The 18,121-nt window shown below is 45.1% G+C and carries 13 protein-coding genes; 6 read left to right on the forward strand and 7 right to left on the reverse strand.

The features are described 5' to 3' along the window. Positions 1–10: 10 nt before the first annotated feature. The 4 genes from FTV42_RS00065 to FTV42_RS00080 all read right to left on the reverse strand — a co-directional run bounded on the left by FTV42_RS00065 (position 11) and on the right by FTV42_RS00080 (position 6,781). Entirely contained in the window at positions 11–1,726 is a 1,716-nt protein-coding gene (locus FTV42_RS00065; RefSeq protein WP_180037061.1) for a proline--tRNA ligase, read from the reverse strand. Positions 1,727–1,822: 96 nt separating this feature from the next. Then, the gene (locus FTV42_RS00070; RefSeq protein WP_180037062.1) at positions 1,823–4,930 is read right to left on the reverse strand and encodes an efflux RND transporter permease subunit; all 3,108 of its coding nucleotides are present in this window, start codon (positions 4,928–4,930) and stop codon (positions 1,823–1,825) included. Between the two features lie 24 nt (positions 4,931–4,954). Continuing rightward, a complete protein-coding gene (locus FTV42_RS00075; RefSeq protein ID WP_180037063.1) occupies positions 4,955–6,082 on the reverse strand; it encodes an efflux RND transporter periplasmic adaptor subunit in 1,128 nt (375 codons plus the stop codon). Positions 6,083–6,133: 51 nt separating this feature from the next. Next, positions 6,134–6,781 (reverse strand): hypothetical protein, encoded by a 648-nt coding sequence (locus tag FTV42_RS00080; protein ID WP_180037064.1) that lies wholly within the window; start codon positions 6,779–6,781, stop codon positions 6,134–6,136. 286 nt (positions 6,782–7,067) lie between these two features. On the opposite strand from FTV42_RS00080, the gene pilG reads away from it, so the two are divergent. The 6 genes from pilG to FTV42_RS00110 all read left to right on the forward strand — a co-directional run bounded on the left by pilG (position 7,068) and on the right by FTV42_RS00110 (position 15,587). Then, positions 7,068–7,451: a twitching motility response regulator PilG gene (gene pilG, locus FTV42_RS00085; protein ID WP_004280711.1), complete on the forward strand. Its 384-nt coding sequence runs from the start codon at positions 7,068–7,070 to the stop codon at positions 7,449–7,451. A 25-nt stretch (positions 7,452–7,476) separates the two neighbouring features. After that, positions 7,477–7,845 carry a response regulator gene (locus FTV42_RS00090; RefSeq protein WP_064096413.1) on the forward strand — a complete coding sequence of 123 codons (369 nt, stop codon included), beginning with the start codon at positions 7,477–7,479 and terminating at the stop codon, positions 7,843–7,845. 5 nt (positions 7,846–7,850) lie between these two features. After that, on the forward strand, positions 7,851–8,387 hold the full coding sequence (locus FTV42_RS00095) for a chemotaxis protein CheW (RefSeq protein WP_004280709.1): 537 nt from the start codon (positions 7,851–7,853) through the stop codon (positions 8,385–8,387). Between the two features lie 46 nt (positions 8,388–8,433). Then, positions 8,434–10,506 carry a methyl-accepting chemotaxis protein gene (locus FTV42_RS00100; RefSeq protein WP_180037065.1) on the forward strand — a complete coding sequence of 691 codons (2,073 nt, stop codon included), beginning with the start codon at positions 8,434–8,436 and terminating at the stop codon, positions 10,504–10,506. Positions 10,507–10,673: 167 nt separating this feature from the next. Continuing rightward, entirely contained in the window at positions 10,674–15,125 is a 4,452-nt protein-coding gene (locus FTV42_RS00105; RefSeq protein ID WP_180037066.1) for an Hpt domain-containing protein, read from the forward strand. A gap of 3 nt (positions 15,126–15,128) precedes the next feature. Continuing rightward, positions 15,129–15,587: a hypothetical protein gene (locus FTV42_RS00110; RefSeq protein ID WP_044111490.1), complete on the forward strand. Its 459-nt coding sequence runs from the start codon at positions 15,129–15,131 to the stop codon at positions 15,585–15,587. 65 nt (positions 15,588–15,652) lie between these two features. Here FTV42_RS00110 and dapE read toward each other — a convergent pair whose 3' ends face one another. The 3 genes from dapE to FTV42_RS00125 all read right to left on the reverse strand — a co-directional run bounded on the left by dapE (position 15,653) and on the right by FTV42_RS00125 (position 18,051). Further along, positions 15,653–16,789, reverse strand: coding sequence for a succinyl-diaminopimelate desuccinylase (dapE, locus tag FTV42_RS00115; protein ID WP_180037067.1), 1,137 nt, complete (start codon positions 16,787–16,789; stop codon positions 15,653–15,655). Positions 16,790–16,910: 121 nt separating this feature from the next. Next, positions 16,911–17,063 carry an entericidin A/B family lipoprotein gene (locus FTV42_RS00120; RefSeq protein WP_004280704.1) on the reverse strand — a complete coding sequence of 51 codons (153 nt, stop codon included), beginning with the start codon at positions 17,061–17,063 and terminating at the stop codon, positions 16,911–16,913. Positions 17,064–17,175: 112 nt separating this feature from the next. Then, positions 17,176–18,051: a DUF1853 family protein gene (locus tag FTV42_RS00125; protein WP_180037068.1), complete on the reverse strand. Its 876-nt coding sequence runs from the start codon at positions 18,049–18,051 to the stop codon at positions 17,176–17,178. Positions 18,052–18,121: the final 70 nt, after the last annotated feature.

The following is an 18,121-nucleotide window of genomic DNA, read 5'->3' on the forward strand; positions in this document are numbered from 1 at the left end:
GAAAGCAAAATTATTTAGCAATTTTTGCCAATAATTCTTCTTTCGAGATATTTACAGATTCAGCATCACGACGGCCTTTATATTCAAACGTACCTGCATCTAAGCCTTTTTCGCCAATTACAATACGGTGTGGAATACCTGTCAGCTCAAGATCAGAGAATTTCACGCCCGGACGTTCGTTACGGTCATCAAGTAATACGTCAAAACCTGCAGCTTGTAATTCAGCATAGAGTGCTTCCGCAGCTTCCATAGTTCGTGGAGATTTGTGTGCATTCATCGGCACAATGGCAACTTCAAACGGTGCAATGGCAGTTGGCCAGATAATGCCTTTCTCATCAAAGTTCTGCTCGATTGCAGAAGCTACTACACGCGTTACACCAATACCATAACACCCCATTGTTACAGTGAATGGTTTGCCATCTTCACCCAAGACTTTACAACCTAAAGCTTCAGAGTATTTTTGACCCAACTGGAAGATATGACCCACTTCGATACCACGTTTGATTTGAAGCGTGCCTTTACCATCTGGAGATGGATCGCCTTCAACCACGTTACGTAGGTCATAAACTTCAGTGAACTGCGCATCACGTTCCCAGTTTACACCTGTTGCGTGTTGATCTGCTGCATTTGCACCTGCAACAAAGTCAGACAATACAGATGCTGCACGATCAACAATGACGGTGATACCTTTTCCGACCAGACCTTGAGGACCGACAAAGCCAGCAGTTAAGCCAAGTGTTTGAAGTTGTTCTTCAGTAGCAAATGTCAAAGGTGCAGCAATTAAAGGATGTTTTTCAGCTTTAATTTCATTCAGTTCATGATCGCCACGAAGGAATAAAGCAACCACAGGAACGGAACCATCCTCTTTTGCAATGCCTTGAACAAGCAATGCTTTTACTGAATGGGCAGGATCGGTACCCAAGAATGCTGATACATCTGCAATGGTTTTTTGATTTGGTGTATCTACCAGTTTGAGTTCTTGTGTAGGTGCCGCACGTTCACCGACAAGTACTGCTTCTGCCATTTCAATATTGGCTGCATAGTCAGATTCAGTCGAGAAGGCGATATCATCTTCACCGCTTGAAGCCAGCACGTGGAATTCGTGAGAACCTGAACCACCGATTGAACCGGTATCTGCTTGAACCGGACGGAAATCTAAACCAAGACGGTTGAAGATTTTGCAATAGGCTGCATACATGTCGTCGTAGGTTTGTTGCAGTGATTCCTGGTTGGCATGGAAAGAGTAGGCATCTTTCATGATGAATTCACGTGAACGCATTACGCCAAAACGGGGACGAATTTCGTCACGGAATTTGGTTTGTACCTGGTAGAAGTTTGCAGGCAATTGCTTGTAGCTTTTTAATTCGTTACGTGCAAGGTCAGTGATCACTTCTTCATGCGTCGGACCCAGAACAAATGGGTTGCCATGGCGGTCGTTGAAGCGTAAAAGTTCAGGGCCGTATTGTACATAACGACCTGATTCTTCCCACAAAGATGCAGGTTGAGTCACCGGCATATAGACTTGAAGTGAACCGACTTTGTCCATTTCTTCGCGAACGATCGCTTCAACTTTATTTAATACGCGAACGCCCATCGGCAACCAGGTGTATAGACCTGAAGCCAACTTACGAATCATACCGGCACGAAGCATCAGCTGATGGGAAATAACCTCAGCATCGTTCGGGGTTTCTCTTAACGTTGCAAATAAAAAGCGACTCGCGCGCATGGAAACTGTCCTAAAAAATTAAGCGTTAAAGCAGGGATTATACAATAAAAAATGAGGTGAGCATTTGGGAATGTCACCTCATTGTGTTGCATTAAATTATGCCATGATTTTACGTGCCTGACGCAGCATAAAATTCTTAAAGTCATCCAGGTAGGTAAAGATCACCGGCACCACCACCAAGGTCAGCAGGGTAGAGGTAATCACGCCACCAATCACCGCATGCGCCATCGGTGCACTTTGTTCGCCACCTTCACCTAGCCCTAGGGAAAGTGGCACCATGCCCATGACCATCGCGCTGGTAGTCATCAGAATAGGACGCAAACGGGTTTTACCAGCGGCAATAATCGCATCATAGCGGTTTTCACCGCGATCCATGGCTTTCTTGATAAAGTCGATCAGCAGAATCGCATTCTTGGTTACCAATCCCATCAGCATAATAATGCCGATAATCGAGAACAGGTTCATGGTTGAGTTAAACAGGAACAAGGCCAGAAACACGCCAATCAGTGACAGTGGCAGTGAGGCCATAATTGCTACAGGATGGATAAAGCTATTGAACTGTGAACCGAGCACAATATAGATAAAGACAATCGACAGGGTAATCGCAGTCAGTGCATAACCTGCGGATTCTGCCATGTCGGCATTGGAGCCTTGAGTGTCGAAACTATAACCCGGTGGCATATCGAAATTTTCTTGCAAGCGGCTGATATCCGTCCCGATGTCGCCTGCAGGACGTCCTGAAGTATTGGCCTCGACCAGAACTTCACGAGCCAGATCACGTCGGTTAATTTGTGAAGCGCCGAGCTTTTCTTCAAATTTGGCCACGCTCGAAAGCGGAATCAAAATAGGTTGATTATTGGTATCCGTTTTATTCGAGGTGATAAACATATTCTGTAAATCGCTAGGCAAGCTGCGCTGGTCTTCGGTCAGGCGCAGATTCACATCATAGGTTTCACCTTTTTCATCCTGCCAGGTGGTAACATCATCACCGGCAATCAGCGGACGCACTACATTGGCTATCTGATTGACCGATAAACCTAAATCACTGGCCAAGACGCGATTAATCTGTACATCAAGAGTCGGCTTGGGTTCTTTTAATGAAGTTTCTAGATCGACAATGCCATTAATCTTCGCCATTTCAGTCATAAAACGATCGGAAATTTTTTTCAGTTCATCCAGATCTGGACCTTTGATCGAGATCATGATCGGCTTCTGACCGCCTGACACGGTTTCATCAGCGGATGCCACCGAAGTAATGCTGATTCCGGCCACCGATTGCAGGCGCTGGCGGAACTCATTATTCAGGTCATTCAGTGTCTTTTCACGTTCGGTACGCGGAGTTACAGTCACCCGTAAACTGACATGGTTTTTACCGCGGTCGGTTGCGCCATTAATCACGCCATAGGTGGCTTTGACATCCGGATGTTGCCGAATAATCTCATCCACCTGTTGCAGTTTGGCCTGTGAATATTCAAGTGATGAATCGACCGGTGTTTCAAACTTGATCCGGATTTCGCCTTTATCCGGAACCGGTACAAATTCGGTGCCGATCAATTTGGATAATCCCAGAGCACCAAATAAAGAAGCGACAGCAATTAATAAAGTAATCAATCTGAAGCGCAGCGCCAGTTTTAATAATTTTTCATAAACATGGCTTAAGTTATCCAGCTTGCCGGAGATCCAGCTAAAGAAACGTTTCACCCGACCTGGTTTTTTATTCGGATCTTTTTTCTTTTCTGCCCAGTGTGCAGAAAGCATCGGATCCAGAGTAAAGCTGACAAACATTGAGATCAGAACGGCCATACTCACCGTGACCCCGAACTGGTAGAAGAAACGGCCAATAATTCCGCCCATAAAGGCCACAGGCAGGAATACGGCGACAATGGTCAGTGTCGTGGCCAGCACGGCTAAGCCAATTTCTTTGGTGCCATCGAGCGCGGCAGTCACATGATCTTTGCCCATATCGGCATGCCGAACAATATTTTCACGCACCACAATCGCATCATCGATCAACAGGCCAATACTCAAGGACAGCGCCAGCAAAGTCATCATATTGATGCTAAAGCCAAAGGCCCAGATAAAGGTCAGCGTGCCCAAGAGTGCAATGGGTAGGGTCAAACCGGTAATCACAGTTGAACGGAAAGAGCCTAAAAATAATAGGACAATCAGCACAGCCAGTACCGCACCTTCAATAATGGTGCGGGCTACATCGCCAATGGTGCCGCGGATACTTTTGGAGGAATCTACCACTACTTGTAAAGTAGTGCCTTGGGGAAGCTGCGCCTCAATACTTTCTAAAGCTGCATAGCTCTTGTCGACTACTTCAATGACGTTTGCATCTGAACTGCGCAAAATATCAATTGCCACTGCGGTTTTACCATTCAAAAAGGCAGCCGATTCCAGCTCTGCCTGACTGTCTTGAATATTGGCCACTTGTCTGAGGAAAATCGGTACGCCGTTTTTATTGGCAATAACCAGATCGCCGAAGGCGAGGGGATGCAGTACTTTGGAATTGATTTCAATGACCAGTTCCGAATTACCCGATTTAAGCGTCCCCCCCGGGACTTCAATATTCTCGGCCTTTAAGGTGTTAATCACACTGTCCACACCAATGCCAAAGGCTTGTAGTTTTTGTGGTTCCACCTGAATCCGGATCTGGCGCTGCGCATCACCCAGCAGGTTGACCGTTCCGACGCCCGGGACTGTACGCAATTGTGGCACAATTCGCTGATCCAGATAGGAACTGAGCGCTTTCACATCCATATTGTCGGATTCAAATACGATCGACATTACCGCATTCGCCGTCGGGTCATAACGTTCTACAATCGGCTCCTGAATCTCATCACGAAATTCAGCAGTTACAGAAGCGATTTTATCCCGCACGTCCTGAGCTGCTGTGGTAGATGTCACATCCAGATTAAATTCAGTGGTGATGATGGACAGGCCTTCACTGGACTGGGAAATCACCTGTTTCAAACCGGAAATGGTATTGATCTGATCTTCGAGTTTCTTGGTGATTTCCGATTCAACCGTTTCCGGAGAAGCGCCCGGATAGTTGGTATAGATCACCACAAAAGGGAAATCGACATCAGGAAATTCTTCAACGCCCATCCGCTGCCATGAAGCCAGCCCCAGCACCATCAGGCAGAACATCATCATGATGGTAAAAACCGGATACTTCACACTAATTCGGGTAAACCACATATCAATGATCCTGTATGAATGGTTTTAGTTGGCGCGAAGGGTGACAGTTTTTTGCAGATCGGCTTCGCTAAACTTAACCCGGCTGACCTGATCGCTGCTCTCCAGTCCTTGAACCACGGCAATGTTGTCGCTATAACGCTGTTCTAGTACCTGAACATTGACTTTGATAATTTTATTCTGGCGTATTATCCAGACATAAGGTTTATTCTGAATGTCTTGAACAGTATCTAATGGAATCAGCTGGCCAGAAATCTGTTGTGAACTCAGAATGTTGCCTTCAACGAAGGAGCCGATACTTAGCGAAGGAATGGTTTCATTCGGCGTGGCAAAGAATTCGATCTGGCGACTGGCCTGATCTGCAATGGGGGAAATCCGGCTAATTACGGCAGTGAGCCGATTTGGATTACCTTGAATGTTGTATTCGACCTGACTGCCCAGTCTTAAACCTGATTGCAGATCACTAGGTACGCGTGCTTGAATTTCCAGCCGTTTCGGATCGACAATTTCAAACAGGGTTTGTCCAATGGCAACGGTTTGACCCGGTTCAACCTGACGTTGCGTAATCACGCCACTGATCGGACTGGTCATGGTGCCATCACGATCGGCTTTCTGGGCAATATCGACATTGGCTTGCTGGGCGCGGACATTTTCAAGCTGGGCCTGATAATCGACCTGACTTTGTTCATATTCTACTTTTGAAATAAAACCCTGATCGAGCAGGCGCTTTTTACGCTGCATCATGTTGCGAGCCTGATTGGCTTGCGCTTGAGTAGAGGCCAGATTTGCACGTGCCTGTGCCAAGCGGGCTGCATTGTCCTGATTATTCAGGCGTACCAGCACCTGTCCTTTAGAAACCGTTTGACCTACCTGCGCGTTTACGCTGGTAGCAGTAGCAGAGACCTGTGACTGTATGCTGCTTTGATTGACTGCACGAATGGTGCCGGTGAATGCGGTTTTTTGAACTGAATTGCCAGATTGAACTGCAACTAGATCTTGAGGAATGACTTCAATGGATTTGGGTGTTTCGGTTTGCTGTACGGGTTCATTTTTATCACAAGCCACTAAAAACATATTTAAGCAAAGTGCACTCATGATCAGGATAGAGCGCGGGGAAGGCATATTTAAATCATGAGAATGCGGTGCAGTTTGCATATGAGTCCTTTTAGCTGGCTATGGATCAAAACCACGGCTAGCTATTTGTATTTATTCAAGTGCTTTTAAACGGGCGATAATTTTGTCGTATTCTGCTTCCAGATTTCGATAGCGACTTTGTAAAGATTGAATATTTTCTTTCTGGGAATCGAGATTTTTCTGGTTATTGTCTAATGTTGTTTTCAGGTGTGCCGGTGGGGTTTTACCTTTACGTAAATATTCACGTTCCTGACGCACAAACATGACCCGATCTTTTTGCAGTTGCTTCATTTGTTCTTGCTGAAAATCAATCTGTTTTTTTAACTGGACCAGGCTATCGTTTTTTTTCTGTAAAGCGGTCTGGCTATTGCTATAAGCACGCTTGAGTTTATGATCTTCGGCAATCCGCTTAGCCTGTTGAGCACGCTGTGGCGCCTGTCTGATATCCGCTTCGGCATTATAAGGACGCGCACGTTTAATGACCTGCATATTCTGGTCAAGTGCTTCATAACCATAACGGATATGATTTGGTGTGACGTTAGTACTGATATTGGCCACACCCTTGCTGTCATAATAACGATACCAGGTGGCTTTTTGCGGGAGTTGGTTGCTACTCGCGCACGTTAAGCTCACCTGTAACAGTAGCAGCACAACAACAATGAATTGACCAGTCATTTTATTTTTATCAATGACAGCAAGTTTTCTTAAAAACTGACTCATCATTGGCTCCCCGAATTTAAAGTTGACTAAATTACTTATTTTAAAGTAATAATCTTGTTATATTAGACTTAAATTTATCAATAAAAAACTACCGTTAGTCAAAAAAAAACCAATAACGATAAGAAAATGTGAAGCTGTTATTAAAAATAAATGATTTTGTCTACTTGTGTAGAAAATGTTCATTGATAATACAAGTGACTTTATGTTAAAAATGTTTATCGATCGTAATAAAATAATCCTATGAGCCTTATGGCATATAGTTTCTAAAATGGGAAGGGTTAAACAAATGGACGATAAATTCCAAAATCTAAAAATTATGGTTATTGATGACTCAAAGACCATTCGTCGTACTGCGGAAACTCTTCTTCAACGCGAAGGTTATGAGGTCATTACTGCAGTAGACGGTTTTGAGGCTTTGTCAAAAATTGCCGAAGCAAATCCAGATATCGTTTTTGTAGATATTATGATGCCGCGCCTGGATGGTTATCAAACCTGCGCCTTAATCAAAAACTCTCAGAATTACCAGAATATTCCTGTGATTATGCTATCGAGTAAAGATGGCTTATTTGATCAGGCCAAAGGTCGTGTCGTGGGTTCAGATGAATACCTGACCAAACCTTTTAGTAAAGATGAATTGCTCAATGCAATCCGTAACCATATTAGTGCTTAATATTTGATTTTTTTGGGGAATTGGCATGGCACGTATCCTAATTGTGGATGACTCACCGACAGAAACTTTTCGCTTTAGAGAGATTCTTTCTAAACACGGCTTTGATGTGATTGAAGCAGCCAATGGCGCAGATGGCGTCACCATGGCACAGGCAGAATTGCCGGACCTAGTCCTGATGGATGTGGTTATGCCGGGCGTGAATGGTTTTCAGGCGACCCGCCAGATTGCACGTGGTGCAACGACCAAACATATTCCAATCGTGATTGTGAGTACTAAGGATCAGGCCACTGACCGTGTATGGGGCAAGCGTCAAGGCGCAGCGGATTATCTAACAAAACCAGTCGATGAAAAACAATTAATAGATGTAATTAAGCAGCACCTCAATGCAGGATAAGCTCTATGGCAGCAAATGGATTTATCGAATTGCTTCGCATTGCGAAACGGGGGAATAAAAACTACGTTTCCAATGGCAATGAAGTTAACCGATGGTCGGGCATTGCTTTTGAGATGATGGGGCAATATTTTGTTGCCCCGCTGGGGGAAGTATCAGAAGTGATTTATCCCCCAGAATATACGCCGGTACCCAAGACGCAAGCATGGGTGTTGGGTCTGGCGAATATCCGGGGAAGACTGTTATCGGTTTCTGATCTGACGCAGTACGTATCAGGGCAGAGCAGTCAATTTTCACCGACTCAAAAAGTATTATGTATCAACCATAATGACCAGTATGTGGGTTTGGTCGTAGATCAAGTTTTGGGTATACAACATTTCAATAAGAAAAGTTTCTTTTCGAAGAAATCTGAATTGGATAAAAACTTACAAGAATATTGTCAGGGGTTTTTCCATCAGCACAACCAGCAGTGGCATGTGTTTTTATTCAGTCGTCTGTTGCAAAATCCAAAATTTATGAACGCATCTATAAAATTTATAAATTAAATGTCGCGCTCGAAACTAAGCAAGGCGTCAACCGGGGAGAGGCTGCATGGGCTTTAAACTTAAAAAGAAAAATACAGGTGAGAGCACTGGCCGCAAAGGCGGTAATGCTTTTTTAGCTAAGATTCAAACGCAAGTAGATCAGTTATCACGTGTCTTCGGTGATAGTGAGAAATCAAAACCGCTGATTTATGGGGCAGCAGGCTGTCTTTTAGCCGCACTGATCACTTTATTGTATCTTTTTTATAGTGTTCCACGTACCAACGAACTCACTCAGAGTCTGGGTGACCTGCGTCTCCTCTCGCAAACCATTTCGCGCCAGGCGACTGAGGCGACCGCTTCCGGTACGCCAGAAGCTATGAAAAACCTGACTGACTCGCAAAAAGCCTTTGCTGAAAATCTTGAGACAGTTAAAAGTATTCACTCCAATAATGATGCGTTGCAGGCGGTTGATAAACAGTGGACAGAAGTTTCCAACAGTATTGATCTGATTACCTCGCAACAAAAGATTATTAACCAGTTATACGACACCAACATCGCGATTGGTGAAGCGATTCCGGGGATTCAGGCGGAATATAACTTGATGGTCGACCAGATGGCACGTCAAGATATGCCATCGAACCAGGTGGTTATTGCCAAAAACCAGGTATTCATTGCAGAACGTATCTTACGTTCAATCAGTTTGGTACTGACAGGTAATGATGGTTCACGTGAATCTGCGGATGACTTCAGTGCCGATACCGAAACTTTTGGTTCTTATCTGAATGCACAGTTAAATGGTTCTGCTGAACTGGGTGTACAGCGTATTGCTGATCCAACCCTGCGTGAATCTCTGGAAGGCATCAAGGCTGAATATGATGACGTACTGGAATCTGCATCAGCGATTATTCTGAAAAACTCTACACAGATCGTAAAAGTTCGTCAGGCAGCCGCATCTATTTTTTCTCAATCTGATGTGCTTTTGGACAACCTGAATAAATTATCGGGTAACTCAGGTCTTAAAACGGTTGTTCCGGCAGTCCTTCTGATCGCGTTATTAGTCGGTTTCTTGCTGTGTGTATTCAAGTTACTTTCTCTGCGTGGCTTGTCGGATAAGCAGCGTGTAGGCCGTTTACAAGAAGAATATGACCGTAACCAGAATGCGATTTTACGTTTACTGGATGAGATCGCCGATCTTGCAGACGGTGACTTGCGTTCATATGCAACAGTATCTGAAGACTTTACTGGTGCAATTGCCGATTCGATTAACTTTGCGATTGACCAGTTACGTGACCTGGTATCGCGTATTACTGAAACTTCACAAGAAGTTGCGCAATATACTGCAACTACACAAAGCATTACCAACCAGTTAGCTGAAGCATCTGAGCATCAGGCACAAGAAATTGCCGGTGCTTCTGCAGCGATTAACGAAATGGCATTGTCGATTGACCAGGTATCTGCCAACGCCGATGAATCAGCGGTGGTAGCAGAGCGTTCAGTACAAATTGCTGCAAACGGTGCGGATGTCGTACATCGCTCGATTGAGGGTATGGACACGATTCGTGAACAGATTCAGGAAACTTCAAAACGTATTAAGCGTTTGGGTGAATCTTCTCAGGAAATTGGTAACATCGTTGCCTTAATTAACGATATTGCTGACCAGACGAACATCCTGGCATTAAACGCAGCGATTCAGGCATCGATGGCCGGTGAAGCGGGTCGTGGTTTCGCGGTCGTAGCCGATGAAGTACAGCGTCTTGCGGAACGTTCAGCTTCTGCAACCAAGCAGATTGAAGGCCTGGTAAAAACCATTCAAACGGATACGAACGAAGCCGTTATTTCGATGGAACAAACTACATCGGAAGTTGTACGTGGTGCGAACTTGTCTAAAGATGCCGGTGTAGCACTAGATGAGATTCAAACGGTATCGAATAACCTGGCGAAACTGATTGCGAACATTTCTGATGCTGCGAAACTGCAGTCAGCATCTGCAGGTCATATTGCGACCACGATGAATGTCGTACAGGAAATTACCTCGCAAACCACCAGTGCAACCTTCGATACAGCACGTTCAGTATCTGAACTGGCAAACATGGCCGATGCATTACGTGAATCTGTATCTGACTTTAAACTACCAGAATAAAGTCAGACATGATGGGGAAATGTGTCTTGACCGCGGTTGAGACACATTCAGAAAATACAGATAAAGCCTCGACAAGATGTACTTAACTTCATACGTTAGGTATCGCGTGACGGTCACAATTAAGTTTGAGCGCCCTTCTTGGCGGCATAACGTAAGAAGCATGAGCTATGAAAGAAATATTAAAAAATTTAGTTGAAACGACAACGCTTCCTGAAGATAGTTATCTTGACCAAGATGCAGAAATTCTTGAAATTTTTGTTGAGGAAATCGAAGAGATCTTCGTTGAGTTAAATGCTTTATTTCCAGAATGGTTGACTAATCCAGATCATCAAGAAAATCTGAAGACCATTCGCCGCCATTTTCACACCCTGAAAGGTTCAGGCCGCATGGTCGGGGCAAAATCGGCAGGGGAAATGGCCTGGGCGGTTGAAGATACCTTAAACCGGGTTTTGTCCGGTTCGATTCAGCTAACACCGACGGTGCAAAAATTTGCCCAAGCGGTACTGAATGTCTATCAATATGCTTTATATCCAAAATTCAAACATGTACAGCAATTGGATCTCGACCTGCGTCCAATGGTGCTCTTGGGACAACAATTACAACAACAAATTTCGCCTGAGCCTGCATTGGAAGAATTACTGGCATTGGCAGTTCATTTGACTGCTGAAGGTCAGATGACAGGTCTTGAGCTTGCAGACAATGAGCCAAGTGAAGCTGAGCTAACAGTAGCGCCAGTAGAAGTACCGGTTCGCAGTGATATCGAAGAAACTGTGGCGATCTTTATTGAAGAAGCAGAAGAGCATCTGGAAACGATTGCCACCTTCCTTCGCACTGAAGATGAAAAATCACAAGATTATAATGCGCTAATTCGTGCGATTCATACCTTGCGCGGCAGTTCATCCATGGCGCAGATTGAGCAGATTTTTGAGGCCAGCTCTAAAGTAGAGCATCTGTTCAAAACTTTGCTACAGGATGAAATTGCTTCTACTTCAAAAGAAACTGCTTTACTGATTCAGTATGCCGAGTTTGTCAGTGACTATCTGCATTTGCTACGTCAGGGCAACACTGCAAAACTGGATGCGGTATATGCCACCTTTGAGCGTGTCTGGAATGATTATGGCTTTGCAGTTACTGAAACCAATAGTATTCAGACGCAAGGCTTGGTGTCCAAACTGGTTGAGCTGGATATTGATCTGTTATTGGATGCCGAGTTTGAATTTGATAAACGCGCCCAAGTCGATTATCCGGAATATATTCAGGCACTCAGCCAGCAGGCTGCGGAATTGCTGGCACATACAGAAAGCCGGGCAGCGCAGGGAATTCATGAATTCACTGCCGATCTGAAATCGGCTTATGATGCGCTGCTTGAAAAGCCAGTGCTGCTAAACAGCGATTATGCCTATGAATTGTTCGCACAGGCGCACCAGGAATTTATTCATTTATTTGATACCTTGGCCGCAGGACAGCGCGTCATTCTGAATGATGAGATTCAAAAAATACTCAGTGAACTGTCTGCATTTGTGCAGCAGGATCTCGAGATATTTGCTGAAGATACTAGCAATCAGAATGTTGAGCTAAGCTCAGAGAGCACACAGGTGGCTGAAACTGTCGCGACTGGTAGTGTGGATTTTGCTGGCTTGAGCCAACGTATCGCTGCGGATCGTCAACAGCAGCAAAGTACTGAAACCAACCGTGATTTTGATGAAGAATTATTAAGTATCTTCCTGGAAGAAGCGGATGAATTGCTGGCAGGGATTGATGAAGATCTGAATACCTGGAGTAAAAAACAGGACGATACAACCTCACTGAACAATCTGATGCGTCATTTGCATACCTTAAAAGGTGGTGCAAACATGATTGCAGCTTTGCATATCGGTTTGATTGCACATGAACTGGAAAGTATTTATGAGCGGGTGATCCGTCAGCAAATTGCCGTGACACCTGCTTTAATCCAGATTATTCGTCTGGTTCAGGATAACGTTTCCGATCGTATTCAATCCATTCGAGAAGACGGTATTGATTATCCTGCACCAGAAGCGATTGCGATTCTGCAAAATATTCAGGTGCTGGTGTCTGGACAAGCTGTTGCTGCTGCGGAGAGCGCGAATACTGTAGTTGAAGTTGCAGAGGTCCAAGCGACATCAATTTCTGAGTCGCAACTTGAAGAGTCAGCAACGACTGAACATCCTGCAACTGATCTGGCAGAAGCTGAAGAATTACTGGAAATCTTGGAATCTCCTGAGGCCACTGAAGACATACCAGTAGAACGTTCTGAAGAAGACGAACTGAAATCGATTGTTGAAGAATCTTTCTTGGAAGAATCCGAAGAGATTCTGGCGAATGCCGAGAAGCTCCTCAATCAATGGTTTGATCAGCGTAGTGACCGTAGTTTATTGCTGCAATTACAGCGTGCTGCCCATAGTATCAAGGGTGGCGCACGTATGATTGATGTTGAAGAAGTGGCCAGTATTGCCTATGAGCTGGAAACGACTTTCGAACAGTTTGCGGTCTACCAATTTAACTCGAATGCTTATGATGGCTTATTGCAGAAAACGCTGGTTTGGTTAAGACAGGCGATTTTCCAGCGTGACTATAACGGTTTTGATCAGCTGTACAGCAGTCTGAAAAAGATTGCTTATGTGGACGTTACTGCGCAATTGCCTGAGCGTCTGGCGAAAACAGATAATCTGGTGGTCAGCACCGACTTCGGCTTTGTTGAAGGTGATGGTACTGAACCGCCACAGATGATGGGTGAGTGGGCGAATAGCGGCACCAGCGATAGCAATAACGAGATGATCCGTATCTCTGCTGATCTGGTCGAGAAGATGATTGACCTGTCCGGTGAGAACTCGATTAACCGTTCGCGTATCGAGATGGACCTGGGTCAGCTAGGCAATACCCTGAACGAGATGGAATTGGCGATCAAACGTCTTGCCGATCAGTTACGTCGAATGGAAGGCGAGCTGGAATCACAGATTATTGCCAAACACGGTTCAGAGAACTCGCGCTATGCTGACTTTGACCCGCTGGAAATGGACCAGTATTCGTCACTCAACCAGCTGTCTAAATCACTGGCAGAATCTGCATCAGATTTGGTCGACTTCAAGAGTACACTGGCCGACAAGATTCGCGAAACTGAAGGTCTGTTATTGCAACAATCCCGTATTCAGGCCGAGATTCAGGAAAGCCTGATGGGTACCCGTCTGGTTCCATTTGATCGGATGTTGCCGCGTTTACAGCGTATCGTGCGTCAAACCTCGACCACCTTGAACCGTCCTGCAGAACTGATCGTACAGAATACCGAAGGTGAACTGGATCGTAACATTCTCGAGCGTCTGGTCACCCCATTTGAGCATATGCTGCGTAACGCGATTGACCATGGTCTGGAAGATACTGCAGATCGTATCGCACTGAACAAGCCGGAAATGGGTTCGATTGTCTTGAACATCAGTCGTCAGGGAACCGATGTAATCGTGTCCTTTAGTGATGATGGTAAGGGGATCGATGCGGAGAAGATTCGTGAAAAAGCGATGAGTCTGGATCTGATCAAAGCGGATCAAGTTATTGATCAGGAAGAAATCCTGCAATTTATCTTCCATCCTGGTTTCAGTACCGCGAAAGCAGTGACCCAGATTTCTGGTCGTGGTGTCGGTCTGGACGTGGTGCAAAGTGAAATCAAATCTCTTGGCGGCCATGTGTCAGTAAGCTCGGAACTGGGCAAGGGCACCATCTTTACGATTCGCGTACCGACGACCGTGGCGGTCAGCGATGCCTTGATGGTGAAAGTGGGCGATCAGCAATATGCGATTTCTCTGGCGCAGATTGACCGAATTGTGCGTATTGCACCGACCACATTGGAAAGCTATTTCAATAGTAAAGATGACTATTTCAAGATCGATGGCGCAAACTATAAGCTGCGTTATCTGTCTGAGTTTGTTGGCAACCAGCCGATTCCACGTCTGAATAATGTTGGTCATTCATTGCCGGTGCTGTTGATTAAAGGTAATAGTGGTCAAACCATTGCCTTGCTGGTCGATCAGCTGGTCGGTTCACGGGCGCAAATTGTAGTGAAACCGATTGGACAGCAGTTTGCCAATGTCGGAGTGGTAGCTGGTGCTACGATTCTGGGTGATGGTCAGGTCTGTCTGATTCTCGATGGACAGAATGTTGCCCGCCAGATTCAGGCGACACAGCGTGTCAAACAGCTGAATGATCAGCGTGATGGTTCGCGTAATGCAAATGCACGTCGTCTGGTGATGATTGTCGATGACTCGGTGACTGTACGTAAAGTGACGTCGCGTCTACTTGAACGTCAAGGCTATGATATTGTCACTGCCAAAGATGGTGTGGATGCGATCGAGCAGCTTGAAAACGTCAGACCGGATCTGATGTTGCTGGATATCGAAATGCCGCGCATGGACGGTTTCGAAGTGACCAATCTGGTTCGTCACCATGATATTCACCGTGACTTGCCGATTATCATGATTACCTCACGTACCGGTGAGAAGCATCGTGAACGTGCATTCAGCTTGGGCGTAACGCACTATATGGGTAAACCGTTCCAGGAAGCGGAACTGTTGGCCAATATCCAGCAACTGATTGCTGAAAAACAGAGGTAATATATGAGTCAGACCAATTCAAGCAATAAAATGGCTGATCAGATTAGCCAGCAGGAACTTCAGCATCTGATTACGGTATCGACCGGATTTATTGATGCCTATATTATTGACTGTCATGGCAAAGATCCGATGTTATTGCCACAAAACATTGTCCTGTCAGCACTGGATAGCAATACTCAGGTCAAAACTGTAGAATGGCATGAGGCACAGTTACCGGTCTATGCAGTGAATGATCCGTCACGTCAAAATGGGGTGGCACTGGTGATTGAGGGGGATGAAATTACTCAGCGCTTTGCCCTGATGTGTAATGAAATGCCGAAAACCATCCGGATTCGTATTTCCGAAGTGGTCGATGTCGATCAGCCGGTGAATGATCCTGCCATCTTTCAATATGTGCGCATGAACGAACAGCTGTTCCATATTCCGAATATGACCAATATTCAGGCTACAATCGGGCTGTAATCCAAACTATAAAATATAAAAAAGGAACTCCATGGAGTTCCTTTTTTATTGCGTTATGAATTTACTTAATTGGCGAGTAAATTCACGAGAATCTGCTCATAGATTTCAGCCAATGGCTCTAAGTCTGCAATATCGACATGTTCATTGATCTGATGAATCGTGGCATTCAATACACCAAGTTCCAGTACCTGTGCGCCGGTAGGGGCAATAAAGCGGCCATCTGAGGTACCGCCCGAAGTCGATAGTTCAGTTTCAGTCCCCGTCACATTCAGAATGGCGGTTTTAGCTGCATTTACTAGTTCACCAACTGGCGTCAGGAAAGGCAGGCCAGATAAAGTCCAAGAAATGTCATAGTCCACACCATGACGATCCAGAATTTCTAAAGTACGTACTTTGAGTTCTTCGGCGGTCACTTCAGTTGAATAACGCCAGTTGCACAATAGGTTCATGGTGCCGGGAACAACATTGGTTGCGCCTGTACCCGAATTGATATTGGAAATCTGGAAGGTCGTCGCCGGGAAATATTCGTTGCCATGATCCCAGACTGTGTCGCACAGTTCAGCAATGGCTTTAGAAGCGGTATGAATCGGATTCACGGCCAGATGCGGATAAGCCACATGACCCTGTTTGCCTTTGACTGTAAGGTTGGCATTTAATGAACCACGACGGCCATTTTTGACTATATCGCCCAGTTTATTACTACTTGACGGTTCACCGACCAGACACCAGGTAATTTTCTCATTACGCGCTTCCAGTGTTTCAATCACTTTCACCGTGCCGTTAATCGATGGACCTTCTTCATCTGAAGTAATCAGGTAGGCAATCGAACCTTTGTGATTCGGATATTTTTCAACAAAACGTTCTGTTGCAACTACCATGGCTGCCAAAGCCGTCTTCATGTCGGCACTGCCACGACCATAAAGTTTGCCTTCACGGATTTCAGGTAAAAAAGGATCTGAGTTCCAGGCATCCAGATTCCCTGTTGGCACGACATCGGTATGGCCAGCGAAACAGAAGACCGGACCTTCTGTGCCTTTGCGTGCCCAGATATTATCTACATCTTCAAAGCGCATGGATTCAATGTTGAAACCAATCTTCTTTAAACGTTCAGCCATGATGTTCTGGCAGTCATGATCAATCGGTGTGACAGAAGGCTGACGTAATAGTTGCAGGCTTAAATCGAGGGTAGCGGAAGAGCTCATACGGTATTCAACAGTCGATAATTTTTTCGGTTCTATAATAGGCGAATATAGGCTTGAATGTGAACGACTGATATAAAAAAACCCTATCTGGGATAGGGTTCTGTGAGCGTTTAGGAAAAAACTAGTTTTGACGGATTTCGTCAGAGGTTTTTTCAGCAGTATTGGTTACCGCATCGCCAGCTTTAGACACATCTTTGCCCATGCCTTTTACGGTGTTACAGCCAGTCAATACAAAAGCCATCATTAATGAAGCAGCAAGAATTTTTTTCATCATCATCTCCGTATAATCAATAATAAAATTATTATGATGTGGGACTTAGAGTAGAAAATATACGCTCTAAAAAATATGTGGTTTTCATAGTGCTTCGGTTAATAAATGTAATGCTTTATAGGGGCTTATGCGATGGATGCTGGATCAGCACCGGATTGCGATACATATAAAAGTCATCACTATCGAGTTTGTTATAAAGTCCATCCGTCCACCAGATCGCAGCTGAACTGCTCGGCCGGGCTTGCGGATAAATCCATTCATGTCGTTGCAGACGATAGAAACCGTGCTGTGCAGCAGGAATATGCTGTCCCCATAAGCCCAGACGACGCTCGGTATTGATCCATGAGGGAATTGGCTGATCGGCATGATGTGTAGGCAAATACAGCTGTCCCTTGAGGACGCAAAACCGTCTTTGAATGGGATGCTGCAAAGCCTCATCAAACTGGAATTGTTTTTGTGTGAAATGTTTCATTTTTCTGATTAAAGTATCGGTGCGGTTTAGGCCATACCAATGCGGCAGGCTAAAATCTGCTTCGGCCAGATAATATTTCAGTGCTACTTCCCAATGTTCAATCTGTCCTGTAGCAGTATTCAATAGCAGAAAATCCAGCTCCCCCAGGGTTTTGGCGCCTTCAATCTTTTGCAGACTATGAGCAAGCAGCTGATACGGATGATAGGCATCATCGAGTAACCAGAACCAGATCAGCATTTCAAAGCGCAGCCCTAAACGCGTACTTTTCAGTTGCTGCACAAATTCGATTAATTCTTCTGGATGCTGATCAAGAAACTCTAAACGTGGATGGTAACGGTTGAGATAGTGCTGCCAGGCCTGGCTTTCATGCAGTTCAAAGTAATATATAAGCTCAAGTTCATCTGGAATATGGAACAGGATATTCGGACTGCCGACAGCAAACGCCAGTTGCCGCACCAGAGGATGTTGATAACGTTGCCATGCTTCTACAAGATTTTGGTTTAAATTGGAAAAGGGCATAGTACAACCTGTGAAAAGTGCAGAAATACAACGGACAGTATCGGAAAACGCTTTATACTACCTGAATTCT

The organism is Acinetobacter sp. YH16052 (genome assembly GCF_013417155.1).
Lineage (GTDB): Bacteria > Pseudomonadota > Gammaproteobacteria > Pseudomonadales > Moraxellaceae > Acinetobacter.